Genomic DNA, 24,510 nt, shown 5'->3' on the forward strand with positions numbered 1-24,510 from the left:
GGGGCAGCACGGTACCGGAAAGGTCAGGTGTTGCACTCAGTTTTCGCGGCCGCCCGTCATTATATGAAGATCTCCGAATTTCGCAGCCAAGCAATTTAGCGCGATCATCAATCTTCTCGGGTATCTGATTGACAACCATCTCAAGAGGATAAGTAGTAAGCGTATCGAATGGGTGCCTGCCCTGACGACCAACAAAGATAGTGACATCAAACGCAATTGAACAGTAGTTCCCTATGTGAAATTTCCTTGGGGCGTCGGATCCAGCTATCTCAACAGTCGGATATCCATAAGTCATATCCCCGCATTGGAAATCAAGGAATGGCCGCGCATACTTGCCGCCAATATAATTCTTTGTAGAAGCACCACCAGGAAACATACCGTCACCCTTGTAATTTGCCAAAATCTTGCACTGACACATTTAAGCGCCAGAGCCGAAAAGCGCGGAAGGCTAGTCCCTACGATGTCCAGCTGAACGACACTGTAGTTTACGGCGCCGGACATCTTCGGGCACTACAAACTATGAATAATAGATCTGATTGTCACATAGCAGTCGCGCCGCCTTAGGGGGGTCCACTTCGAAATCGGGGTAGTTTTCCATCACAATATTGAAAAATTTGTGAGTATCCAGGTACTGTATCGTAGGGTGTTCTTTCCTATGCACAACAATCACCGAACACTTACCTGTTCCAGCAAGTAGGCCAGCAGCAACAGAATCGCCCCAGTAGTATTCATCCTCGTGGGAGGATTCGGACATTCCGACAATAACATACCGCGGTGCATCAGGAGAATTTCTGATATGAGAAACAACATCTGGAGCGCAAGATATAGGGTTCAGCTTCTTGATGCCATTTGAGAAGTACACATTGTGGGGATACAAGTCCCGATTATGCGCCTGCACTGAAAAAGCAAAGGTGAGTGAATTTTTTATGTAGACGGACTGATACAGCGCAGAATGACCGCCAAAAGACTGGCCGATCATAATCGTCCGCCCGACTCTTGGTCCAGTCAGGTAGTCTATATAGCTTGAAAACTTATCTATTGCTGGAAGACATGGATTTTCTGAATAGTAGGTAGATGAAACATCACGAAAAAAAAGTATATTACCACAAAAAGGCTTCATCTTATTCAAATGATAGAAACTTTCGTTCTTTCCGGCAAACACTATAAGCCAATCGCTTGACTCTCTGTCGAGGATGGTTGCGGAGGCCTTTGTGTCATGTACGGACGCAATTGCTTCTTGTATCGACGAAAAAGAAGCAATCACTTCATCGGTGATAATACAGGGAATTCTCCACTTGCTAAAATTTAGCTCCTCAGATTCTATGTCTTCTTCGCAAATCCTAGACTTGGCAAATTCATCACTTTTAGGCTTCCGACCTTCGTCATATCCATAGCGTATGTAGTGCACAAACGGATTCAGATTATTTTCCGCTATATCCTTATACTTATTGACATAGAACGACCCATCAAAAAACTCACTAGGCTCATAACCTTTATTTGCGCCAAAGTTTAGATAATGAGCAACAGGATCCACCGCAACATCAGGATCGATTACCCCATACATATCAACGTAACGCTTTCTATCAAAGTAAGGCGAGATCAGATTGTAATCTGATTCATATTTTTCGGAGTTGTATGCCATTATTTTGACCCTGACTAACAATTAGGTAACGTTAGCAATTCGCGGACAAAAAGGCTAGGGCTCCTAAGGTGGAGCCCTTTTGACGACCTAGCGGTCAAGGCCTACCCGGTCTGCTGGGCGATGGAATCGATCATCGCGAAGGTGGCTGCACCGTAACCGGGAATCACTACGTCTGCCTTCGTCTTTGTGCGGATCTTGGCGGGATCGTACTTAATGGTGATGGGATCGGTTGGGCTATTGTTTGCGATCATGAAGACTAGACCTCCATCCCCTAGAGCAGACGACAGCGATACAAGGTTTTGCCCTCCGGCAGTCGGAGTCACCCGCATCAATGATGCAGACACCGAAAGCTGACCGCTACCGTCAATCGCTCCACTGGCGTAGTTTTTGTACTTGATCGCCGCATGTTGCTCGATGTTGTAGGAATCTCGCATCGAGATAGGGTACACCGATGAGATATCTGCGCTTGCCGCATCCAGATTGTACGCCTTGAAATGGTTGGCGGTAGTCAAATATGGCGATTTGTTGTCTGAGACAAAAATGCTGCGCCTAGCTCCGCTGTGCTGCTCAACTACGATGAAGCGCCCTAGGGTGCTGAGCGACCGATTGCTCTCGAAAAACAGGTCGCTCATTGGCATGCCTGTCGACTCTCGAATGTAGATGTCAATGTCTTTGGTAGACATCCCGCTTGGATTGCCCATGCGGTTATCAATAAACTCAGAGCTGCGCACCGATCCAGCATCATCAGAGTTGATGTCGATTGCATAGCTTCGGTAGTCCAAGAGAACACAGTCTGCGACCTTGATCTGCTCGGCGTAGGTATTCCATCCAACCATGTTGCCACCCAGTGCAATGGCGGCTCCGACACTAGACAAGGTGCAGTGGCGCGCATCCTCTAAGCCATAACCCATAGGGGCCGCCCTGCTGAGCGTCAGGACGTTTCCGGAAATGCTGTTGATCCTGGCCACGAAGTAGTCCTGCATGGAGTTTTTTGGGTCGAGGATCACGCCAGCTCCTGCGGTGAAGATCGCCGGATCCAAGACGGTCAGTTGCGTTGAACCGGCCGCAATGGATCCTTTCGTGACTTTCTCACTGTCCGCCACCATGCCTGTGCGCAAAACAGTCAGGCCCGTGATCACACCCTTGCCAGAGCCAAGCATTGCAGCTACGCCACGGACGTTTGCACCGACAATCACACAGTTTGTGAGGCTGAAATTCAGCGGGCCGTTATGCGGAGATACCGCCCAGAGGTTGGTAGCCACGTTCTGAATGGCTGCCGGGATCGGCTGGATCACAACCGCAGCGACCTGCTGTGACGAAGTGTATCCGGTGATACGCATAACCCCAGATCCTGTCCCGCCTGGGTCTCGCACGTGCATCAGGGTTTCAACATCCGCAGGGGCAAAGGCTCCGCTTGCAGAGGCAAATACTTGGACAGAATCACCAGTGGCATAAGTTGTGCCTGTCACGGTCAGGCTGATGCTCGTTGCGCCTGTGGTATTCCAGCCGGAGACAAAGATACCGTCTGACGTGGCGTCCTTTACGGTGAAGCCGGCGATAGTGACGTTCAAGTTGCCACGACTCACTGACAGGCCGTTATCAGCAGACCACTCGGACATACCGCCGAGAACGCGAACGTTGCGGTTGTAGCGGAAACCAGGGTCCTTCGTCTTAAAGAAGGACGACTCCGTCATCGTCACGTCTTTGAAATGGGAGACCGAGAATGGAAGCGAAGCGATACGTCGAAAATGACAATTCTCAATGCGAACGAAAGACTCCGGATCGTACGGGTCAGCCTCAAGACCAAAGGCTGTTGGGAAGCCGTAAGAGTCGTTCTGATAGTCCCGGTAAGGCCTTTGGTTGCGAATGTGCTGCCCGTCGAACGCTAGGCCAGTAAGATGGATGCCGCGCACCGAGCTGCCCGGCGTCCGCGTGAACAGGACCACGTCCTTGTCTCCGGTGAACGTCACATTGCCACGCATTGCGCGAATGCGAAAAACACCATTGACCGGGATGCGGGCGCTGGCTTTTAAGTGATAGGTCCCTGGAGTCGGTACAACCTCACCCCTCGCGCTCATGGCTAGAGTGTATGCAGTTGAGCTATCAGCGACTCCGGTAGGGTCTGCACCACACCAAACAGGGTCGACTTCCAGCCCATAGTCGCGCTGCCACACGCGCCCAAGCGCATCCGTCAGGAAAATGCCCCGCGGCGTACTGGCCGGAACGTCTTGAATGCGATTAAACCAGCCAGAAATTCCCGTCTTGGTAATCTGTACACGGATCGCAGGACCGCTGTAGCTCTCCAATGCTTCGTAGGTGGCAAGCTTCTTCGATGCGTTCAAGTGGTCGCTTAGCTTGCCGCCATCCCACGAAACGAGAGATGCCCCTTTCTCGATGTCATCTTCAATTGCTAGATTCGCAAAGGCCTGAAGACTGTCATTCAGGGCCCAGCCAGTAGCCTTATAAATATACTCGACCTGCTCAACAGCATCGAAGTATCTATCGCCAACCTGGAGTGGGCTTCCGTCGTCCCTAGCCGTCGGCGCCTCCGGCGATGGCGGCAGAAAACCAGCTGTGCGGGACCTGGCTTCTGCGGCTACATCAGCGGCGCCCGCGGCAGTATCAGCGACGGACTGAACTGCCTCAGCCCGAGCAACATCATCCGGAATCCAGCCATCATCGATCTTGCCCTGAGCGTCAGCCAGAGGGATCAATCCGGGTCCAGGCGTGACTGATGCGGTACCACCGGTTACGACAGCCTCGGCATTCTGCGCACTGGCAGCGGCGCTGGCTGCGCTGGCCGCAGCTGCAATACGGTCAGCTGCAGCTTGTTCTGCGGCAGCGGCTGCCTCGGCCGCGCTCTCGGCCGATACCTGCTCGGACAGGCCGGCCGCCAACTGACTTTGGGCGGCCGCCTGTTCGCTGACGCTTGCAGCACCCTGGCTCTCCTGGGCGGAGGCAGCCGAGGCCGTCGCTGCGTCTTTTGCCTCCCCAGCAATCGCGGTAGCGCCAGCCACCTCGGAGCGCGCCTGCTCCACTGCGTTTGCATTGAAGGCCACTTGCGAAGCCTTGATTGCAATAGTTTCGGCTTGGGTCGAAACCTGGCCGGCATCACTCTTCACCTGAGCGGCAAGGCCCCTAACCTCGATCAGGTCTTGGCTGGTGGAATCTCGTGCCTCCTGAATCTGCCCCAGCAGCTGTACTGCTGCGTCGATTTCTGGCCCGGTGTGGGCGCTGTTATAAGCCATGGACTTTTCTCCGGGCGCAAAAAAACCGGCTATCGCCGGCCTGTAATAATTTGGGTGGATCAGGAAATCGTCAGGATCAGGTTTCGCTCAGCGCCCGATAGCGCATCTACCGCAACCCCTACGACCTGGTGCGGAAAGTCGATGTTGGCGGAATAGACCTGAAGGGCCGGGGCAAGGGTCCGCTCGACCCTCGCCGCCGGCTCAGCGCCCGCCATGGACACCGACCAACCGCGCGTTGTCTTGGGTGTTACGCCGATCGCCAAAAGCAGGACGTTCTGAAGCTGGGTAGTGACGGTGATCGGCCTCGCTGGGGAAACATGTGCCTCCAGCTTCACGGCCGACCACCCCTGCGCCCTAAACACCAAAACGGAAACGAAAATCGAGTTGGGCCCGGCCCGCTCATATGCTGGGGGAGCAAGTCCATCCACGTAGCGCGCGGTGCAGACGTAATCCTGGGCAGCCTGAGCCCAATGTTGCCAGCCCGCTGCCGACATCGTTGTCCGGATGGTTTCGTTGAGTGGTGACATGATCGTGACGACCAAGTCGCCTGGCTGAACGCCAGCCGGAAACTTTGCCTCTACCGTCGCGGCGCCGCTTGCAAGCAGACTGGTCGAGCCGACGAATTCCCATGCAGACCAAGGCCCAGGAAGGGACCCGCCCATCAAAGCGGCCTCAATCATGATCGAGCCCCGACAGAGCCCACCCAACCATCGCCAATCCAAATGAGGATTACCGTAGTCCAGGCGTCGCCCAGAACAGGCACTTGGCTATTGTTCCACAAGATGCCGGAGGGCCAGTTGATATTCGATTTACCGGTGATGTGAACCACCACTGACATCGCCCTGTTCGTGGCAGGAGGGTTAGAAAATGTCAGGGTCCGCTGCTGGCTTGCATTGATCTTGAAAACTTGGCTAAGGCTGAGATCAAGCGCTGCCGTCGTGGTAGCGACATCAAGATCGTAGCGCCTCAGGCTTCCAGAGTACTCCACGCCCGTGCCATCAGACTTGGCTATCAACGGTAGGCCACCCTTGCCAGCTAGAGCTGGAAGACCAGCCGCCCCTTGTGCCGCAGCTGCTGCAGCCTGCGCTGTGTCTCTATAGCCCTTGGCAGCGTCAGCCTGGGCCTTCGAAGCTAATGCCTGTTGCGCCGCAGATTGTGCACTCTGCGATGCAGAGGTCGCCCGCTGGGTCGCTAGGTCAACTTGGGCCGCTCCGTTGCTGGTGGCGAGCTGAGCGCTTTCGGAGGCCGACTCTGCCTGGTCCCCAATGTAGTCAATGGCATGGTTCATCTGGTCGGCAAACTGCGGTAGCGCGGACATGAAATTGTCAGCCAGCGTAGCAAAGGTGCCGGCCGAGTTCTGCCGGCTGGGCGCCTCCGGCAGAGGCGTGATTGTAGGTGTCGCCATCAAATGAGTCCCTCGACTGAGATGGAGCAGTCCGACGCTGTCGGGCCGCTGATAACCAGGTTGAATTCCTTGTAGTAGCCGTAAAGGATGGTCGACTGGTAGCTGGCTTCGCCAATCCAAACCAGCGGCCTCGCCCGGTGCTTGCTGAGCAGCCGCTGCACCTGCGAAACCATGCTAGTAGGGACCATTACGTCGAAGTCAGCACGCTTCGAATAATCGCGCTTCACGATTTGGGTGTTGCCAAAGTCGTCCCGCTCCTTACGGCTGTAGTCGGTAATCCCCACCGACGTTCCGTACAAGGCCTCGCCAAGAACCGCGGCCTTGCCCAGGATGAGCGCACCGACCCGTGCGATACCGGCAGGCTTGGCCACGTTGATCTCGATGGAGCCATAACTGCCGACCGGCACATCCAGCAGCACGAAATCCTCGTTCACCTCAACCGGGGCGAAGAAGTACTCGTACCAGTCGTTGATCCCGTCCGTGGAGACCGGAGAAACGCTCGATTCGTAGACAATGCCTTGGTAGGGGTCGACAACCCGGACGTATATCGATGCCGCGTCAAGCCCAAAAAAGGCCAGAGAATCGACCGCGCGGCCCGGGGCGATGGTCAGCGAGATGCTTTCAGGGTTGGTGGTCACCGTGCCTATTTTGTCATCGAACATCCTCCATCGGTTTGTCGGGCCCAAGTCCAGCCAGGTCGGCGGATCAGTCGCGGCGCCGGTAGGGTTCTTGTTGCTATTCGCTACGAGAGCCTCATAGTTCCGATGTTCAAGCATGACAATGTCGCCGACCACATACGACGTGGTTGATACCCACAGGGGGTTATCGACCTCGGGCACATTGGTCAGCATCGATGCCACCTGGAAGGACTGCCCAACCTGAACCACCAAGGGTTCAGCATTGGGCTCCACCAAAAACGCCTCCATCACCGCCATGCTGGGGGTGATTTCGACAGGCTCAATGATCCTCACGGGTACAACTCCTGTTCCAGTTTTTGCGGCAGAAGATCCGTGTTCTTGGCGGCTTTCTGGGTGTGCTTGGCGATGGCGAATAGCGCCGATTTCAGCTCGCCCCTTAGCTCGCGAATCTCAGCTGCGGTCTCATCATTTTGACCGCCGCCGAGCATTGCAGCGGTCTGGCTGGCGTTGTAGATGCGACTTGGCCCGGTGACCTCCAGCTCCGGACCGCGCTCACCCACAACCCGAGCCCCGCCACTGAATAGACCGCCACTGGCAAAGCCAGGAATCCGCACAGCCTCGCCATTGGCAGCGCCCGCTTTCGCAATTGCCTCCGCTAAGTTGGCGTAGGTCACGGATCCATTCGCCAAAGCTGCAGCCCATCCAGCCTGCCCGGTTGGGTCAAGGTCTCGGCCGAGCACCGACTGATAAACGGCACGTATCAGAGCGACGTTGTTGTCGTAGGTGTTCTGCTGTGCGGCTCCGGTTTCACTCGCCACAAGCGCTGCCATGATCGCCTGGCTTAGGCTTGCAACAGCCGTGGCCACCGAAACAACCGAGTTATCGACGCCGTTCAGCGCGTCCACTTGAGCCTGAGCTGCCGTGAGCTGTGCATCGTACTGAGCGATTTGAAGGTCGTAGGACTCCTTCGCCTGCTCAATCCGAGCCTGAAGGCTTTCGAGTGACTTTTCAGCAGTGGACAACTGCTTGCCGTTGACCGCCTCAAGCTGGCTGACAATGTTCGCCGTCCGGCCCTGGTCTCGATTGAAGTCCTCCCGGGAAGCGTAGGTATCAGTGCTGTTCTGGCTCAGTACATCCAGCGCATCTGAAAGACCGGTGAGCCCAGACAGTGACTTGCCGGCACGCACCGTGAGCAAGGCGCTGTTGAGGGTGGCCATGGCCTGGGTTCGCAGCATCTTCACGGCATCGTCTGAGTCACCACGCAACGACTTCAGCGCCCGGCTGAGGCTATCGCCAACGCTCGCCAGCTCGCTGACGCTTTTCTGCGCCGTTTGTGACATGTCGTTGAGTGAAGCAACCTGAGCGTTGTAAGCGTCGGTCAGCGCTGACTTCTGGGCATTTACCGCCCGCTGGACTGACGCCAGCGCCGAACCGACGTTGTCCTGCAGCTTTTGAGCTGCCTGGCTGGCTTGTGCCTCCAGAACGTCATACGCCTGGGCCGCGTCTCCTGCCAGCGTGGTCAGCGTTACAAACATCGCGCGACCGGACTCCGTCGTCAGATCCAGGGCCTCAACCATATCCCGGTAACCCTGCCGGGTTTCGGGGAGCGTGATATTGAGGTCCTTGAACTCCTTCCGGACATCAATCAGCAAGTCAGCTGACCTTTCGGCATCCGTGAAAAAGTTGGCATAGTAGGTAGCAGCCGACGTTTTCAGCGCCTCAAAACCGCCGGCCCAGGCTGACAGCTGTTCGGCCATGAAGCCACCCTGCACCGACATGTCAAACAGGCCGACGTTCAGGTGCTTGATGACATCATCAACGCCATAGAGGTTGTTGACGAACTCTGTCAGACCCTCATAGGTGAAGCCGCTCAAGCCGGCGTTGGTCGCCTCAGAGATGGCAAACACTGCTTCGTGGGCAACATCCCCGAAGAATACGCTGAGCTCTTGCTGGATCTCTTCGGCGGTCTTGTCCTTGGTGCTGATCTTAACGGCATCGATGTCCAGAGCATCGAGGACGCCATCGTTCAGCTGTACGTTCAGTCGCTCGAACAGCGTTTCGACACTGAAAATCGTCGCATCATAGGTGTTGTCCAGTGCATCCTGCATCTCGGGATCAAGAGCAAAAAGACGGGTGCGCTTCTTGTTTTTGCCGAATAGGCCGCCCTTCTTCTTCTGATACTCAAACTGCATGGCGTCGAGCTCGCCGCCCTCAACGCCAATTTGGATACCCTGATCCTTGGTGACCCAGTCGCCACCAAAGAGCGATCCGCCCACGAAGCTCCCCAGCGCAGAACCAATAACTCCGCCGATCACAGTACCGAGCGGGCCGGCCAGCGAGCCGATTGCAGCACCGGCGTAATAGCCACCGACACCGCCAGCAACACCTGTTGCAGCCCCCTTCAAGCCTGACTGGCCGTATCCATAAAGAGCGCCGCCAATGCCGGCTAGAGCCCCACCTAAAGCCGTGGCCCCGCCCGCGCCAGTGGCGTAGCTCGCACTTGAACCAACTGCCGCTCCACTCGATCCTGCCCCGCCTGATACCAGCGATTGGCCCAGGCCAAAGCCAACATTCCCGGCGCCCGTCGCCGCCGCGCCGCCGCTGAACAAGCTGCTCACAGCGTTGCTGATGTACCCATAGCCGCCACTGATCGCACCTTGCATGCCGCCCAGAAATCCCTGCCCAGCATTCCAGCCTGCAGCGATAGCGCCGCCAAACCCCGAGGTGATGGCGCTGTAAGCACTACTCCCCATATTCCAGATGCTGGATAGGCTCATGCTGCCGCCTGCAGCGGATCCACCGAACAATCCACTGGTTTGCGCCGACAAACCGCCCACCCCCAGAGCAGCGCCGATCTGCATCACGATCGGTCGCGTGATCGCCATGTGCGCCAGCTCAGCCAGCAACTGCTTGAAACCATCCTTCAGGCTGGTTGCGAAGCCTTCAAAGCCATCTCCGATGTTCTTCCAGGCGTTCGCAAACGCATCATCCACACGGTCGACGGCGCCTTCAGTGAACTTACCCCAGGCAGATGCTGCGCTTTTGTTCTGCTCATACTCCAGTCCCAAAAGACGCAGTGCTTCCTGGTATTCGGAGGTCTTTTCCGGAGCCAGTTCCATGGCCTTGTTCAAGGCCTCCTGCCCCTCGGTGTATTCACGCAGTAGCTTCTTCTCGGGGTACAGTCGATCCATGATGCTGCCCGCATCGGCCGCTTGTTTCGCCACCTTCACGGCAGCCTGCTGGGCCCGGGTGGCAGCGAGCAGCTGGTCATACTCCTTGCTGCCCGCAGCAATGTTCTTACCGACCAGAGCAACTTGCATTGCCTTCTGGACGTTGTAGGCTTCGAGCGCGCCGGCACCCTGGAGCGTCGCTTTGGCCAGGGCTACCTGGTCAGCGGCTTCTTTCTGTAGATCGAAAGCTTGCTTGCTGATGTCCAGGTTGTCCTCGGCGTCCATCTGCTTCTGAATCGCGGCAGTAACAGCGTCACGAGCGCTGACCCCTGCTCTAAGAAGAGCTTCCTCCACTTTCTGCTGCAGCGCGAATTCCCGAGTGCGATCAGCCCCGGAAAGATAGGCGGCCGCCAGCCCCTCGGCCGACTTAATGGCGATATCTGCTTGCGCCTTGAGATCCGTTAAAGCTTTGGCTTGGTTCTTCGCTTGAGTGGCGGCTTCTTTGGCAGCACTAGCGCCATCTTGGATCGCCTTGGTTGCCGCAGCATCGGCAGCTTTTTGGGCGTCTTTTGCCGCAGCCGCCGACCGAATCGCCACCACCATTTCGTCAGTGAGCAGCGTGTTCTCAGCGATAAACCGGTTCGCAGCCTGGAGAGCGGTCTTATCCTGCGAAGTGGCGATCTGCTTTTGCAGCTGCTCTAGGTACTTCTGCCCCTCCCCGGCTGCCGTTGCCTTAGCAGCAGCATTTTCACGCTCTGCACGGGTGTTATCGTCAGTCGCGCCAGTTAGCTCGGCGAATGCCTGCTTCTGATTTTGAAGCAGAGAAGAAAGCTCGGTTACCGGTTGCTGGCTGGACTCAAGAGCCCGCGCCATCTCCTCTGTCACCCCAGGCATTAGCCGTAATTGGTCGGCAACTGCCTTCCAATCTACTTCGATTCCGGCGGCCTGGTCCCGGGACGCTTTACGCACCAAGTCCAATGCAGCTTGTGCTTCGGTCGGCAGCCTGATCAGCCCGGCCATCAAGCCGTCGGCTCCAGCGGCGCCCATATTTCGAAGATCGGACTCGAACTTATCGGCCATCGCCCCAGACATCTGGGACAGCTTGCCCTGCATTTCTTCGATGTTCGCCTGGAGCTCGCGCAGTGTGACGGACTGCGTCGCCCTGTTGAGCTTGTTGAAGCGCTCGGCGAGCTTGTCCACTGGATCGGCAAGGTCCCCGAGTTTCTTTTCCAAGGAGTCAGTGTTGTCTCGCAACGTCAGAAATGCTGTAGCGGCACCAACAGCCAGCATCGCAATCCCTGCCGGGCCACCGAGCAACCCAAGCAAAGTTCTGCCAGTGCCGACGATTGCACCCTGGGCAGCCCTCACGGCGGCAGTAGCGCGCGCTTCAGCCATCCTTGCCTCTGCAAGCTGAAGTGCGAGCTGTTTTTCAACTGCCATGCCGCTGATGCGCGTCTTCGACGCGGCCAGTTCTTTCTCGGCCAGGAAAACGGCGGTCTGCGCTTTCCTTTGATCCGCCTGGGCGGCAAGCAGAACGGTTGCCGCTTGAGCGCGACGGGCCATGGCATCTTCAATGGCTGCCTTGGTAGCCAGTACAGAGCCTGCAGCAGAAGTTGCCAGCGAACGCGCATAGACGGCCAAGGCGCCGGCCGCAGCAACCCCGGCAACTTCGGCAATAGTGCCGAAGTTTTCCGCCAGTAACGAGATGCCTGACGCAAGCACTCCAGTGAGGTCAGTGGACTCATTCAGTTGGCCCACATACACGGTGAAAGCGTTGTTGAGGGCGGTCAGGGCATCACGGACCGCAACCCCCATGCTGTCAGCCAAGAGACCATTAGCCACCGCGCTCTTCTGAAGGCCCTCCGTGAGCGTGTCGAGACTGAGCTTGCCCTGAGCGCCGAGACTGCGGATTTCCTCTGCGCTTTTCCCGGTCGCTTCTGCAATGGTGTCCACTACCGTAGGCATCGCCGCGAGGATGGACTGCCAGCCGTCGGCATCAATCTTCCCGGTCTGGAGCGCCTTGGAATATGCGTCAATGGCCGAACTGGCCTTATCGACAGACGCAGAGTTGGTCACCAGCAGATAGCTGAAGCTATCCATGACATCCATTGACTCATCAGCGCTGAGCCCCATCGAACGCAGGCTGTCAGCCGTGCGGATGTAAAGCTCTTGAGCCTCTTCCAGCGGGCGGTAGGTCCGGTTCGCCGTGGCCAGAAGCCTGTCTTGAACCGCGCTGTACTCGCCGAAACTCTTTGTTGCCAGGCCGATACGATCCGACATCTGGGAGTAGGAGTCAGCAGCCTTGAGAATCGAACTGACGGATACAGCACCTACAGCTGCCGCCAGCGCACTCTTCAGCAGGCCGCCAGCGCTTTCCGCGCTCGCACCGACTCGGTCGAACGCGTCATCGACCCGAGAAAGGCTCGCATCCATTTTCTTCGAGGTCGACGCCACCGCTGATTCGCCGCGCGCAATCTCTTGCCGAAGCTGAGCCGTGGTAGCCTCGATGCGGACCAGCATGCCCTGAACGTCAGTATCTGCCATGTTTCCCCCAGGCGATAAAAAACCCGCCTGGGCGGGTCAATGGTTAGCCGCCGGACGAGACGCGGCAGCCCCCCGCAAGCCACGCCGAAGGTCTTTGGCCACGGCCGCCTTGGAGGGCTGTGTCTCCGGCTGGCCGAACGGATTGGTTTTTTTCAGGAAGTCAGCTTTCGCTTCCCAGGCCAGGATGATCTCGACCATCGGGGTTTCCCAGGCATCGCGAGGCGACCATCCCAGCCAGCCGGTAGCTATTCCGTAGAGTTCGTCGACGTAGCTGCCGTTGCCGGATCGCTCGGTTCGTTTCCCTGCGACTCTTCGAGCTCTTCGTCAGTCTTGCCGCCGGGGTTAAGCAGCGCCTTCACAAACGGCAGAACCTGGCTGCCAACCTTGTTCACGCCGCCTTCGAACACGGCCTCTTCCACCGCCTCAAGTTCTTTGCGCTTGTTGGTGTCGATGCCAGCACCGGCAGCGATGATGAAGGCAGTGGCAGTGACGTTGCCGGCGCCCAGCTGCTGCATGGCTGGGAGAATGCCGCCGAAGCGGTTCTCCAGCGCACGAGCAGCGCGCAGGGTGGACTTCAGGGTGAAGCTGTCGCTGCCGGCCTCGACGGTGACGGTGCCGTGATTGGTCTTGGACATTGCGGTTTCCTTGGTATTGGGTGCTGAGCAAAAAAGGCGCGACCAGCCGGAGGCGCCTCAGGCTGAGGTCACGGAGTCGGTTCGACTTCGATGATCTCGGAGTTGATGCCGATGGTGACGGCGCGCTTGAGCACGTCCTCGGCGCCACCAACCTGCTTGCGAGACGACATCACCTTGGCGGCAAAGTAGTCCACGTAGCCGCTTTCGTACTCGACCTTGATCGGGTAATCGAAGCGGCTGCGATCCTTCTGGGCGACCTGCAGCGCAATCTGACCGGCGTCGTCGTCCAGCAGGCCGATAGAAAGATCGACCGAGCCAGCATCGGCCAGGCCTTTCAAGTGACGGGTTCGCGAGTCGGCAAGGGCTGCAAAGGTAACGTCGCCCACCTCGTCGCCGTAGTCGCCGATATTCTCGACTTCGCCGATTTGGGTGTAGGTAATGCCTACCAGCAGGGTCTTGGCGGCAGCCAAGTCCTTGGGCAGGTCGGCGGTAAGACGCGGTCCGATGTAGATTCGAGTGCCGGCTGCGGTAGTAACAGGCATGGGTAGTCCTCCTGGGACAGGTGAATGCCGCAACGCGGCGGGTTCAGGGGTAAATCAGTGCTGGGTAATGATGCTAAGAGTTACGGCGCCCTGGTAAGTGACGCAGTCAGGCTCGCGCTTGGTTTGCTTGCGCCTCACTTGCATGGACACGACATGACCGGTGGCCAGCGGCAGTGGCTGGTTGTGCAGCAACGAGTCGATGACAGACATGATCTCGTGCACCTCCTTCTGGCCCCGGTGTTGGCTCCAGACAGACAGGTACAAGAAACGCTGATCTTTTCGACTTGCCAGGAAGTCGGCCTCGTCGGCGATCGAGCTATCGATGGTGACGTATGGGAAAGGACTGTTGTCTGGCACGCCGTCATGTACTGGACACGACAACCCGGAAGACAGCCTTTCGTGAAGAGCCACCTGCAGCGCGAATGATGGATCGGACATTCAGCCTCCCTTAGCTGCCTTTGACAGTGTGCGGCCGACAGCAGCGCTAATGTTCGCCAAAACGAATTCGCGGTTTACGTCCATCGCAGGACGAAGCCATGGATGCGCAGGGCGCGCGGGAATATCAGGGTATTTGCCGAAAAAGTTGGTACCGTCAGCCTTGTTCTTTACATCACGCTGCCGCAATCCGTTACGACGCCCTCGAAGCTGCGTAGTGTCGCGGTTCTTGGTGTGCACGCCACCAATTGCGTTGCTGTCAGCGCGTCGGTAGATTTTGCCCGAGTAGCCCTTGGTGCCGTACTCGATGAATCGCATGTAAAAAAACCGCCTGTTGTCTTTCTTCCCTCTGATCCCGATTTGAGCATCAAGGCCGCTTTTCGATACGAATGCGGTAACGGCATTCGCCGCAGCGCCTGTATCTCGCGGAATGAACTGGCGCATGCTATCCAATATTCGGTCAGCGCCCTCCTGCATCGAGGTCCTGACCTCGTTGTCCACCGTCTGGTGAATAGTCCGAAGCAAGCGACGCAGCTTGAAGTCGCCGGACATCCGAGAGCGGCGAGCCATGTCAGGCCTCCTGGTCGGAGCCTGCGCGCTTCGGCGCGGACGAAGGTTTGTCAGGCGACAACACCTCCTCGGCCTGCCGGTTCTCGATCAGTAAGCGGCCTTCCTCTGCTTTGACATCGAAGGTATCGCCAATGGTCTTGCGACCCATCGGGCCAGAAATATTGGCCAGGGCTCTTACTTTCATGGGGTTATCCTCATGGGTTGATGACGTTGGAGCACAGCAGACGGAGCATGTCGCGGTTGTTGTCAGGAAGCACAGCTTCAATGAGATAGGTATCCCCGCTGGACTTGTGCACTAGGCGCTGTCCTGCGGCGAAGTCTCGAGCGAAGCGGGCCTTAATTTCGGCGGACGCAACCGCTTGAAGCTGGTCAGCGACTGGTTGAAGCCTGCCGGTAGGAGTTCCGATCTCGACCCAAACTGGATACCTCAGCTCAGTCCACTGCTCCACCTTTCCACCGCCAGGTTCATCCACCAAAGTGCTCTGCTCTAGAGAGCACTTATGACGCAGGGGGCCGGATCTCATACGCCCCACCCAATCCGGTGCGGCGTCAGGAGAGCCACAGAGCCTTTGGGCAGCTCGGTGGCAATAGTCCCGATGACAACGTCCTCACGGTTCGCGTAAAGGTGGCCGAGGATCAGCAAGCAAGCGGCCTTGATCTGCTTGTTGCAGACCATGGGAGACTCGCCAGCATCCCCGGCGACGACAGCCTCATCCAGCGCCTGCTGGTCGGCATAGAAACGACGGTTTAGATAGTCCATCGCCTGCCCTTCGGCCGCCTCGATCAGCAACTCCAGGTAATCGTCATCGTCGTCAGGCTCCCGCAGGTGATGCCGGGCGATGGTCAAACCGATGACCGGCATACCCTCACTCCTTCAGCGGTTCGAGGGATGCCAAATTCCGCTGCGCCAGTTCTTCAGCGTGCCGGCGCGGTACTGTATACGCCGGGCCGCCGCGACGGCGAAGCTCGCCTTCATCCATGTACGACCGCAGCGGATAGATCTGAAGAGTCGCAGGGTTGGGCTTCGCCTGATCCTCTGGTGCCAGTGCATCAGCGCCGGTGCTGCTGTCGGCCAAGGATGATGCGGCCAGGCTGGCGTCTTCGGATGTCGCAGCGTCGGTTGCGGCGATGCCCGCGTTGGCACCCTGACCGCCCGCGACGACATCCGACTCAGTGCCAGCGGCCACTTGTCCTTCTGACAGTTCCAGGTTTGAGCCTTCCGCCTGGCCTGAAGCAACTGCGGGGACACCCGAATTACCAGGGTCATCGCTAGCCGGACCGATCGCACCCGCAGGCGAAGGAGGCGAACCGGCAGCCCCAGACGAGCCGCTGCTGGTATCAACGGTCGAGACTGGATCCTTCGCATCAGTCGTGGATGCTGGTGTTTCCTGTTTGCGTGCCATTGGTTTACTCCATTGGGGCGCCATTTCTGGCGCCGGCTTGCGGAAGAGTTAAGGCGTGACCAGCGGGCCAGTGACGAACGCTTCGTCGCGATAGATCGCGAACGCCAGGCGCTCCTCGGCGCGGATCGTCGCCATGTTGTTCTCGAAGTCCTTGTCGTTCTCGGTCGAGATCAGCACTTCGATTTCCATGCGGTCGAAGATCTGGGCGCCGAGCTTGAACGCGCCGACGAGGAAGTCGTTCTGCGTCATGGCTTGAGTGGACACCACCGGGCGGTTCCAGAGTTTGGCGTTGGTGCCCTCCTGCGGCTGCCCGATGATGTACCGGCCCTCGCCGTCCTTGGTGAGCTCGATCGCTGCCCAGTCGATCGGGTTGAGCACAATGCCGTCGGATGGGAACTCGGCCAGCTCGGCCTGCAGCAGCGCCAAGCGGAGGCGGTCAATGCGCTGCTCGCCGACAACAGCGACGCCAGCAGGTGCCGCGTACAACTGGGCCACGGTCATGAGGCCCTGCAGATTTGCGCCAGTGCCGTTTCCGTAGAGCAGTTGAGCCTCTTCCGCCATGGTCAGGCCATAGCGCGCGCGGCCATCGATGTAGCTCTGCAGGGCCTTGGCGTCATCGAGCATCTGACGGCTCGCCTTGAAAAGGTGGGCGATGGTACGAACGTTCGCGGTCGCCAGCGCGAAGGTCAGGTCGGAGTACGGCTTGGCAGTGTTCTCCGCTACGGTGCGCGCGTTGTTGGTGAAGCCGGTTTCGCGGATGTACTCGATCGAGTTCGATTCGGTAGTGCCCGGCGCTACCAGGTCGCGAATGGTCAGGCGGCGTTGCGGCGGAGCAATGATCCCCGGCAAGCGCTGGGTCTGCACCAGGTCACCGCCGGTTGCGGTGGTGATAGCTGCCCGTGGTACCGAGACACGACGAGAGCCGCGGAAGGACGAGTTCATGTCCTTCATCTCTTCGCTTTCGATCACGAGCGCACCAACCGACTTCTGCGGCTCTTCCTGGTGGTTGCGGTCACGATTGGCATTCACGAGCTTCTGCTCAGCCTCGCCCAGGCGCGCCTGCAACTCGCCTTGCTTGGTCAGCAGTTCATCGACCTTGGTGCGAGTTTCAGCATTCATTTCGCCAGAGGCCTTGATTTGCTTCTCGGTCGCCTCGGCCTGGCTTTTGATCTGATCGCCAATGCCCTTGAGGCTGGCGTTGAGTTCCTTGACTTGGGCTTCAAAGTCCATGGTCACTTTCCTTTCAGAGAATTGAGGATATTGGTTGCCGCGCTCAGAGAGGCGGAGAGGTCTGGCGCGACAGCGCTGGGCTTATCGGGCGGGGCAGCGTTACGCGTGCCCCCGCCGGTAGCGCGAGGCATACCGGACTTGAAATTGGCGAACAGTTCGCGGCGCTCTGAGCGGGGCATTCCGGCCTTGGCCAGCGCGACGTCCATGGCCTTGAGCGCATTGCTCTGCGCCGAGTCTTCGGTCTCGCGCTCGGTGATCTCGGTTGACGACAGGACGCTGGTGGCCAGGCCCAGCTCCACCGCGCGCTTGCCACGGATGAAGGTCTCGTCGTCCATCAGTTCTGCCATGTCATCGACAGCTTGGCCGCTGGTTTCGGCATAGAGGTCGGCCATTGCGGCATCGAACTCCTGCATGTCATCAGCCACATCGCGCAGGTAATGACGGTTGCCCGCGAGGAACGTCCAGCAGTTATGGATCATCAGGAAGGCGCTGCTGGCCACCTGCCGATCGCTACCAGCCAGGTAGATGATCGATGCAGCGCTGGCAGCCATCCCAAGCACCTTGGTGGTGACCTTGTGGCTGTGCTCTTTCAGACGGTTGTAAATGGCGATGCCTTCGAACATGTCACCGCCAGGCGAGTTGATGTAGACCGTCACATCCTTTTCACCGATAGAGCGAAGCGCAGCATCGATTCGCTTGAGGGTCACACCTTCGCCGTACCAGTCCTCGCCGATCACGCCGTACACGGTGATGGTGTCCGAGGTGTTCTCAACGGCCGCCTGGATTGCCGGATTCCACTTTTCGAGCGCACGCGGGCTCATCTCGCTGCGCAGGCCGCGAGACTGGATCTTGTGTTTCATGAGTTACTCCTTGGAGTCGCTTTTGAGCCAGTTCATCAGCGCCGCGCGCGCGGCTTGGCTATCGTTTTGCTTGCCTAATTGGTCAAGCGGCACCAGGTTCGATTGCACAGTGAGGATGTCGCCGCCGGGCATGCTCGGCAGGTTTTCTTTGTGCCGACCCTCATTGCGCGTCATCAGGCCGTTTTGGCTCATGGTGCTGAGGTAGGCGGCACGACCGGAACTGTCGGCACGCAGGAAGGCCTCCAACGAAAATTCCGAGTAATGCTTGATCCGGTCTACTGCTGTCATGCAGCGCTTGTTCACGCACTGCTCAATGGGAGCTGTGTAGGTCATGATGCAGTACGTCAAAAACGCGATCTGTTGCTGCTCGAGGCCCGTGCCCCAGTTGCTGCCTTTGTCGGTCTTCATGACCATCCAGGGCGGCACGCCAAACCAACGGCAGATCTCCTCGATGCTGTGCCCCCGCGACTCCAGCAGCTGTGCATCAGCCGGGTTGATGCCAATCATCTCGGGCTTCACACCCTGCTCGAGCACCGGGCTTTTGCCTGCGTTGAGCGCACCGGAGATGGTTGTGACGTAATCTCGGAACTCGGCACGCTGCGTAGGATTAAGCGTCTTGTCCACCGAGAAGGCTACGGTAGGCATCATGCCGTTCTTGAAGGTGGTATTAGCCGCATCATCCGCTGACATCGCTGAGCCGAATACATCTGCGCCGTAACGAATGGCGGACAGGCCCACCCGACCGTCAAGAGTGAAGGCCGGAATATGCAGCATGTCTGCCCGGTCGATCTCTCGCCGGGCACCTTTACGAGGCCGGAAGAAGTACCGCAGCCGACCATCGTCGTCTGTCTCCAGGTCAACCCGGGATGGCATCAGAAAGTCCAGCGCGATAACTCGCCCGCCGGACCGGTGAATCTCGCAGTACGCATTCCCCCACAGCAGCATTGAAGCTACGACTGCCTGCCAGAAGTGGAAGGCTGCCATGTCCTCATTGGGGCTGTTGTGCACAACGTCGTAGAGCGGAAAGTCCCTTGCCGTCTCGCGGCCGCCGTCTGGAAGGCGCCGGTATATGCTCAGCGGCAAGCCTGCGACCGAGGTGGAGATGATCCGCACACACGCCCACACAGCCGACAAGCGCATCGCATTGTCCACCGTGACAGACTTACCGCTGCTGGATTGAGCGCCGAGGAAAGCGCTCCAGAACCCGCCATCAGAAAGGCGGATCGTCTTGCCAAGCCAGCCGCCCATACTGGCCGATGGTTTGGAAACGGCTTTGCCCAGCGCCTGGGAGAGGGATTTACTCACTGCTCAAACCCCGCTGGATAAACGCTGCAATGCTGAACATGCTGACTGAGCCTGCTACCAGCGCCCAGCCGGTACCGGCCAGCATCCAGACGCCGACGCAGCCCAAGGCGAACGCAGACAGCGCGCAGATGATGAAGTAATGAAATGCGTTCATGCGATCAGTGGGTCCCGGATGCCGGCCATGAAGTTTTCCATGCCGCCCTGCCCCTCCGGATTGAGGGCCATCAGCGTCACAGCGTTAAATAGCGCCATCAGCGGGTCGATCTTCGCCGAGCCGCTGGCCTGCTTGGTGATGAGTATCGAGTTACCCCGGGGCTCGACTTTGGCGTTGCCGCAGCACCAGGCCATCATCGGCTGGCCACCGTGCAGCAGCGTGCCCTCGGCCAGTTTCCGCTCGGCAGTCTTGATCGCCCCGCCCAGACGCCAGCCCTGCGAGATACCGTCTATCTTTTCGCGCGGGATACCCACAGCCTCCAGCGCATCGAGAATCGCTCCAACACCAGCCGGGTCCAGCCCAACCTTGTCCAGCAGGCCGGCCTGCTCGACCTGTGCCACCAGTTGAGCCACCTCCTCAATGTCATCTCCAATACGTTCCACCAAGGTCAGGTGGCCATCCTTGGCGAAGTCACAGATACGTGGCGCTTCAGCTTTTCGCCGCTCAAGCACTGAAGGGTGAGCCCATGCGTGGGTCCAGCTCAGCCAGCGACGGGTTCCCTGCTCACGCCCTACCGCGGCCAAGCCCAGAAGGTCATCTAAGCCGCCGCCGTCGATGCCAATATCGATCACCTCGCAGCGTTCAATCAGATCCTCAAGCGTGCGACATAGCTCGGAAGCCTGAACCTCCCAGAAGTCTGCACCCGCCCAGCGATCCGAGAGCAGCGCTAGGCCGATCTCGACGTTGAGGTGCTTCGCCAGGAAGCCCCGGAACGACTCCTCACCATCCAGCTGCGCCTGCGCATAGCCGCGCTCGATAAACGGCTCGTCAACCGACAGCCCCAGGTTGGGGTTGGTGATGTAGGCGTTGGAGAAGTCCCGGTGCGCGCCAGCATCAAGCATCGCTTTCGGGAACTCGTACAGCACCGGCAGAAAGGACTTGTCGACGATCTCGCCGTCCCGAACCTTACGGGCGTACATCAGCTTTTGCCGGAACACACCGGCCGGCGGAGCGTCGGACTGGGTGGTGGCCCAAATGATGAAGCCCTCGGGCCGTGACGCCAGGCCACCGGTGGCCTCCCGCAACATCGCTTCGGCATTAGCGCGCTTGCCGAACACCCATAGCTCATCGACGAACACGCCGATGGCTTTCTTGCCTGACACTGTCTCACTGTCAGCGGCAACCACCTTGAGCGTGGCGCTGGTCTGGCGGTGGGTCACGGTACGCAGGTGGTCCTGCACCTTGAGCAAGGCATCGAGCTCCTCATCCGCCCGTACCATGTCGCGAATCGGGATGTAGGAGTTGTCCGCGATCTCCTTGGTGGGCGCCAGGATGATGAACTCCCCGGATGGGCGCCAGTTGAGGATCAGTGCCGTGAGCATGATCCCGGCAGCGATCGTCGACTTCCCGTTCTTTTTGCTGATCAGCAGCATGAACTCGCTGACGAGGCGCCGGCCTTCGTCCGGATCGTAAGCTCCGAAGATCGCCGCAACGAACTGGTTAACCCAGTCGCGCACGGTCTCGGACATCAGCGGACTGCCGGTGGCATCGACCATGCGCAGCGCGCCAAATACATCAAGAGCTTCTTCTGCTTCGGTGGGGAACAGCGGCTTGAAGGGAATTAGGCTCTGGCGCGCAACGATGCGCTGCTCCCAGTCGGGGCATGCGGTTGTCCAGTTCATCATTTCACCGACCGCAGCGGACCGCGCCGAGCGCCGAACTTACCGGTGGCAGCCTCGGCGGCCTTCTCCTTGGCCTGGTCTTTCTTGCCGCTCTCCCCTTTGCGCGGATGCACGAACGGCATCAGGGCCTTGGCTGCATCAACTCGGAGCTTGGGCTCGCTGCCCAGGTCGTTCATCACCGAGAGCAGGAAGTCCTTCGGATCGCGGTGCAGTAGCGCCTGAGTCAAATCAAAGCCAGCCGGCTCGGACTCCGGTTCATCGTCAGCTACCTGAGCCGAATCTGGCGCCTGCTCGGCCTGATCAGAGGGCTTCGCGGCGGGCTTGGCTTTAACATGCGCTTTAACATCGCCTTTAACATCTGGCGGCATCAGGCCCAGGGCGCGGAGCTTGAGTAACTCAGCCGCCACATCCTTGTCCTTCACCAGCCGAGACCCCGCCGCAGACGCTGTCTTCTCGGAATAGCCAGCCGCCACGGCAGCGTCCCGATTGGACGCACCTTCCCTCAGCGCAGCGATGAATGCGCGCTTGCGGGATGTTAAAGCCATTTAACAAAAATCCTGTGGGGGAAAAAAATCTGTACGTGGGGTCGGAGGCGGTCTAGCTAGATGAGAATCCCTAGCTTTTGACCCCCCTACCCCTTTGAGGCATGCCAGTGACGTGCTTCGGCTAATGTCCTGCACCGCTTTGGTGCGCCGGGCGATCAGCCCACCACGCCTGCAGCCTCCTCGGCCTGCTTGACCGTGTCGTGGCAGGTCTTGCAGAGCGGTTGCCAGTTGTCTCGGTTCCAGAACAGATCGCGATCACCGCGGTGCGGTACAACATGGTCAACAACGCTGGCGGCCGTCGTTCGCCCGATCTTCGCGCAGTAGGCGCAGAGCGGGTTTTCTTCGAGGTATCGCTCTCTCGCCTTCTGCCACTGGTAGTTGTATCCGCGCTGCGAGCTGGTCATTCCACTTCGCCAACTGCTGGGGTCTACCAGCTTGACCCTGGTGTTGGCGGATTCCTGTAGGCGAGGGCTGATCGTCTTGAGCCTGGCCATCAAAGCACCTCGACCACGATGCCGCGCTCTATCCCCCGCGTGACGCGACCAAGGTGAGGATCACGCCCGGTGAGGTGAGACGCGAGCAGCACGCCAACCAGGTAGTACTTCAACCACCAGCGGTTCCGGCAGACGATCGTTGCGTAAACCTTGGCCATGGCCGGTGCTCCTTATCTCTTGTACCAAGTCAGTTGGTAGCACCGCGCATCAGGCGGCACGTCAGCAATAGGCCAGCGCAGGCAGTGCATGTGCTTGCGCTCAGGCTTGGTGCGGCTTACTCAAAGCGCCTGTACCAAGTATGCAGACCCGGCTGCAGTGGTGATGAAGTCGCCAACCGCTATGCCATCGGCGCCGTCCACATACAGCTTGCAAGGCGTGTAAACGCCTTGGCCATCAGCTGAAAGGGTCAGCGGGCTTGGCGATCGAGCGCACGAACCACATGAAGCCCTGCTGCAAGTTGGTCTTGGCCAGGGCCAGGGTGCGCTGATCCACGCCTTCGATCTGGCCGATCTGCTTGAACAGCTCGCCGGCATCAGCCTCCAGGGCCTTGATCGAGTTCATGCCGTCGATCTCGCTCTGGGTGAGGTCGCGGTAACCGGTGATCTTCTTGTGCTGGTTGTTCACGGTGAATCCTCAGTTCAGCGCGCCACAGATTGGCACGGTCAAGATCTGTAGCGTTTCACGCCACTCGATGATCGGGTGCTTGCAGATGCATGATGGCGGGCGCTACTCGCCAAGCAGGCGAACGTGCTCGCCGTCGCAGTGAAACTCAACAATCAGCCGAGTCATCTCGCCGGCTTCCTGAATGAGTTGAACCTTTGTCTGCCCGGCCAGCACCTCACCGCTGAATGCGTCATGCAGGCAGACGTGCATGCCGTCGCGCTTCACGATCAAGGGCCTAGATGACAGCAGATACTTGAGCTTCGACTGACCTGCGCTCTTCATTGCGCCTCCTTGATCTGCCGCACGATGTCATCGGCACGCTGACGAACCTCCAGGACCTGGCCGTCGAACGTGCGAACGATGGCGCAGATGCCGTGCCATTGGCTGCTGGCACCCGCTTCTGTTACCGAGGCGATGGCGGCGGGTGCCAAGTGAATGGCGTTACGGTTGATTCCGGTCAACATGATCATCGGTTACCCCTGAGCCTTACGAGACAGAAACAGGTCGGAGTAGCCCCGAAGCTTCTCCACTCCCATGAAGCCGACCATGCCGCCAGCGAAGGTGGCCATCCCCTGAGGCAAGCCCATCCACTCGAGCAGCGGCACCAGGGCCAGGGTGATGAGACCGCACAAGGCGCCCTCCAAGAACATCTGCCGGCGAGTACCACCGCCATAAACCACCCGGAGGACGGCGATGGCGACTGACAAGCCAGCGGCATACAGCTGAGGCTGATGGGCCAGCACCCAGGTGAGCACAGCGGCCCACAGGCCAGGATCCTTCTCGGGCATGTTTGGCATCTCGATTCCTCCCTTTTAGGGAGCGCAGTAAGTTCGGCCCCAACTGAACTCCAAGCTCGGGGCGATCGGCGTGGTGGAGCCGAAAACGAAAAAGCCCCGGCTAGTGCCAGGGCCTTAAGGGGAAAGCCGGTCAGATGACAGGGCTTCAGAAAACTGAGCGGACTATCCGCGGCTCATTTGCGTCAATACTTTTACCCTGGAATCTTTAACCTCAAGAAGGTGCAGGGTTTCGCAGCTACCGCAGCTCTTGAAATACTCAGGATGATCAACCTCAGCAAGGCTCAGCTCATTGCGGGCCTCGCACTCATCGCACTTCCAATCAGCTTTTGTCGACATCTCTACGCTCCGATTCCGTGTGGCATTGCTGGCAAGCTCAAAACCCGCAGATGATGCCACTCCGAAAAGGCTGTGTGCAAGAATAAGCCCAGGCATCTACCAGGCGTAGGAATTAAGAAGCCCGACACGATGGCCAGGCTTTAGGTGGTCACTCCTAAACACGCGCAGGAATGACAGGATGGATATAATTTCTCTCACTCTCTCACCGATGT

Annotated in this window: 27 protein-coding genes and 2 pseudogenes; all 29 read right to left on the reverse strand. The window is 58.6% G+C overall.

Annotation, left to right across the window (positions count from 1 at the left end; genetic code table 11):
• A pseudogene (locus MJ643_RS27405) lies at positions 1 to 418 on the reverse strand (hypothetical protein); the annotation flags it as partial.
• A gap of 99 nt (positions 419 to 517) precedes the next feature.
• Positions 518 to 1,642, reverse strand: coding sequence for a hypothetical protein (locus MJ643_RS27410; RefSeq protein WP_247727118.1), 1,125 nt, complete (start codon positions 1,640 to 1,642; stop codon positions 518 to 520).
• Between the two features lie 101 nt (positions 1,643 to 1,743).
• Positions 1,744 to 4,890 (reverse strand): hypothetical protein, encoded by a 3,147-nt coding sequence (locus MJ643_RS27415; protein WP_247727119.1) that lies wholly within the window; start codon positions 4,888 to 4,890, stop codon positions 1,744 to 1,746.
• Between the two features lie 59 nt (positions 4,891 to 4,949).
• Positions 4,950 to 5,570, reverse strand: coding sequence for a hypothetical protein (locus MJ643_RS27420; RefSeq protein ID WP_247727120.1), 621 nt, complete (start codon positions 5,568 to 5,570; stop codon positions 4,950 to 4,952).
• Positions 5,567 to 6,295 (reverse strand): hypothetical protein, encoded by a 729-nt coding sequence (locus tag MJ643_RS27425; protein ID WP_247727121.1) that lies wholly within the window; start codon positions 6,293 to 6,295, stop codon positions 5,567 to 5,569. Before MJ643_RS27425 ends, MJ643_RS27420 begins: the two co-directional genes overlap by 4 nt.
• A complete protein-coding gene (locus tag MJ643_RS27430) occupies positions 6,295 to 7,266 on the reverse strand; it encodes a hypothetical protein (RefSeq protein ID WP_247727122.1) in 972 nt (323 codons plus the stop codon). Before MJ643_RS27430 ends, MJ643_RS27425 begins: the two co-directional genes overlap by 1 nt.
• The gene (locus MJ643_RS27435) at positions 7,263 to 12,647 is read right to left on the reverse strand and encodes a tape measure protein (protein ID WP_247727123.1); all 5,385 of its coding nucleotides are present in this window, start codon (positions 12,645 to 12,647) and stop codon (positions 7,263 to 7,265) included. The genes MJ643_RS27430 and MJ643_RS27435 overlap by 4 nt, the downstream gene beginning before the upstream one ends.
• A 36-nt stretch (positions 12,648 to 12,683) precedes the next feature.
• Positions 12,684 to 12,845: a hypothetical protein gene (locus tag MJ643_RS27440; RefSeq protein WP_247727124.1), complete on the reverse strand. Its 162-nt coding sequence runs from the start codon at positions 12,843 to 12,845 to the stop codon at positions 12,684 to 12,686.
• 47 nt (positions 12,846 to 12,892) lie between these two features.
• Positions 12,893 to 13,282, reverse strand: coding sequence for a hypothetical protein (locus MJ643_RS27445; protein ID WP_247727125.1), 390 nt, complete (start codon positions 13,280 to 13,282; stop codon positions 12,893 to 12,895).
• 68 nt (positions 13,283 to 13,350) lie between these two features.
• Positions 13,351 to 13,824, reverse strand: a complete 474-nt coding sequence (locus MJ643_RS27450; protein ID WP_247727126.1) for a phage tail tube protein — start codon at positions 13,822 to 13,824, stop codon at positions 13,351 to 13,353.
• 54 nt (positions 13,825 to 13,878) lie between these two features.
• Entirely contained in the window at positions 13,879 to 14,262 is a 384-nt protein-coding gene (locus MJ643_RS27455) for a DUF3168 domain-containing protein (RefSeq protein ID WP_247727127.1), read from the reverse strand.
• Complete coding sequence (locus MJ643_RS27460) at positions 14,263 to 14,829, reverse strand: HK97-gp10 family putative phage morphogenesis protein (RefSeq protein WP_247727128.1); 567 nt, start codon at positions 14,827 to 14,829, stop codon at positions 14,263 to 14,265.
• 1 nt (position 14,830) lies between these two features.
• Positions 14,831 to 15,013 carry a hypothetical protein gene (locus tag MJ643_RS27465; protein WP_247727129.1) on the reverse strand — a complete coding sequence of 61 codons (183 nt, stop codon included), beginning with the start codon at positions 15,011 to 15,013 and terminating at the stop codon, positions 14,831 to 14,833.
• Between the two features lie 10 nt (positions 15,014 to 15,023).
• A complete protein-coding gene (locus MJ643_RS27470; protein ID WP_247727130.1) occupies positions 15,024 to 15,353 on the reverse strand; it encodes a phage head closure protein in 330 nt (109 codons plus the stop codon).
• Positions 15,350 to 15,691 carry a head-tail connector protein gene (locus tag MJ643_RS27475; RefSeq protein WP_247727131.1) on the reverse strand — a complete coding sequence of 114 codons (342 nt, stop codon included), beginning with the start codon at positions 15,689 to 15,691 and terminating at the stop codon, positions 15,350 to 15,352. The genes MJ643_RS27470 and MJ643_RS27475 overlap by 4 nt, the downstream gene beginning before the upstream one ends.
• Before the next feature lie 4 nt (positions 15,692 to 15,695).
• Positions 15,696 to 16,232, reverse strand: coding sequence for a hypothetical protein (locus MJ643_RS27480; RefSeq protein WP_247727132.1), 537 nt, complete (start codon positions 16,230 to 16,232; stop codon positions 15,696 to 15,698).
• Positions 16,233 to 16,280: 48 nt separating this feature from the next.
• The gene (locus MJ643_RS27485; protein ID WP_247727133.1) at positions 16,281 to 17,462 is read right to left on the reverse strand and encodes a phage major capsid protein; all 1,182 of its coding nucleotides are present in this window, start codon (positions 17,460 to 17,462) and stop codon (positions 16,281 to 16,283) included.
• 2 nt (positions 17,463 to 17,464) lie between these two features.
• Positions 17,465 to 18,322 (reverse strand): head maturation protease, ClpP-related, encoded by an 858-nt coding sequence (locus MJ643_RS27490; protein WP_247727134.1) that lies wholly within the window; start codon positions 18,320 to 18,322, stop codon positions 17,465 to 17,467.
• A 3-nt stretch (positions 18,323 to 18,325) separates the two neighbouring features.
• Positions 18,326 to 19,627, reverse strand: a complete 1,302-nt coding sequence (locus MJ643_RS27495; RefSeq protein WP_247727135.1) for a phage portal protein — start codon at positions 19,625 to 19,627, stop codon at positions 18,326 to 18,328.
• Positions 19,620 to 19,781: a hypothetical protein gene (locus tag MJ643_RS27500; RefSeq protein WP_247727136.1), complete on the reverse strand. Its 162-nt coding sequence runs from the start codon at positions 19,779 to 19,781 to the stop codon at positions 19,620 to 19,622. Before MJ643_RS27500 ends, MJ643_RS27495 begins: the two co-directional genes overlap by 8 nt.
• The gene (locus tag MJ643_RS27505) at positions 19,778 to 21,466 is read right to left on the reverse strand and encodes a terminase large subunit (RefSeq protein ID WP_247727137.1); all 1,689 of its coding nucleotides are present in this window, start codon (positions 21,464 to 21,466) and stop codon (positions 19,778 to 19,780) included. Before MJ643_RS27505 ends, MJ643_RS27500 begins: the two co-directional genes overlap by 4 nt.
• On the reverse strand, positions 21,463 to 22,008 hold the full coding sequence (locus tag MJ643_RS27510; RefSeq protein WP_247727138.1) for a terminase small subunit: 546 nt from the start codon (positions 22,006 to 22,008) through the stop codon (positions 21,463 to 21,465). Before MJ643_RS27510 ends, MJ643_RS27505 begins: the two co-directional genes overlap by 4 nt.
• A gap of 155 nt (positions 22,009 to 22,163) precedes the next feature.
• Positions 22,164 to 22,502, reverse strand: coding sequence for an HNH endonuclease signature motif containing protein (locus MJ643_RS27515; RefSeq protein ID WP_247727139.1), 339 nt, complete (start codon positions 22,500 to 22,502; stop codon positions 22,164 to 22,166).
• Complete coding sequence (locus MJ643_RS27520; protein WP_247727140.1) at positions 22,502 to 22,660, reverse strand: hypothetical protein; 159 nt, start codon at positions 22,658 to 22,660, stop codon at positions 22,502 to 22,504. Before MJ643_RS27520 ends, MJ643_RS27515 begins: the two co-directional genes overlap by 1 nt.
• A gap of 12 nt (positions 22,661 to 22,672) precedes the next feature.
• Positions 22,673 to 22,912: pseudogene (locus tag MJ643_RS27525) on the reverse strand (hypothetical protein).
• Positions 22,896 to 23,126, reverse strand: a complete 231-nt coding sequence (locus tag MJ643_RS27530; RefSeq protein ID WP_247727141.1) for a hypothetical protein — start codon at positions 23,124 to 23,126, stop codon at positions 22,896 to 22,898. Before MJ643_RS27530 ends, MJ643_RS27525 begins: the two are co-directional and overlap by 17 nt.
• A gap of 102 nt (positions 23,127 to 23,228) precedes the next feature.
• Positions 23,229 to 23,447, reverse strand: a complete 219-nt coding sequence (locus MJ643_RS27535) for a hypothetical protein (protein WP_151325697.1) — start codon at positions 23,445 to 23,447, stop codon at positions 23,229 to 23,231.
• Positions 23,444 to 23,635 carry a hypothetical protein gene (locus tag MJ643_RS27540; protein WP_247727142.1) on the reverse strand — a complete coding sequence of 64 codons (192 nt, stop codon included), beginning with the start codon at positions 23,633 to 23,635 and terminating at the stop codon, positions 23,444 to 23,446. Before MJ643_RS27540 ends, MJ643_RS27535 begins: the two co-directional genes overlap by 4 nt.
• Before the next feature lie 3 nt (positions 23,636 to 23,638).
• Positions 23,639 to 23,962 carry a phage holin, lambda family gene (locus MJ643_RS27545; protein WP_010952643.1) on the reverse strand — a complete coding sequence of 108 codons (324 nt, stop codon included), beginning with the start codon at positions 23,960 to 23,962 and terminating at the stop codon, positions 23,639 to 23,641.
• Positions 23,963 to 24,510: the final 548 nt, after the last annotated feature.

Source organism: Pseudomonas sp. PNPG3, assembly GCF_023093815.1.
Taxonomy (GTDB): Bacteria; Pseudomonadota; Gammaproteobacteria; order Pseudomonadales; family Pseudomonadaceae; genus Aquipseudomonas; species Aquipseudomonas asiatica.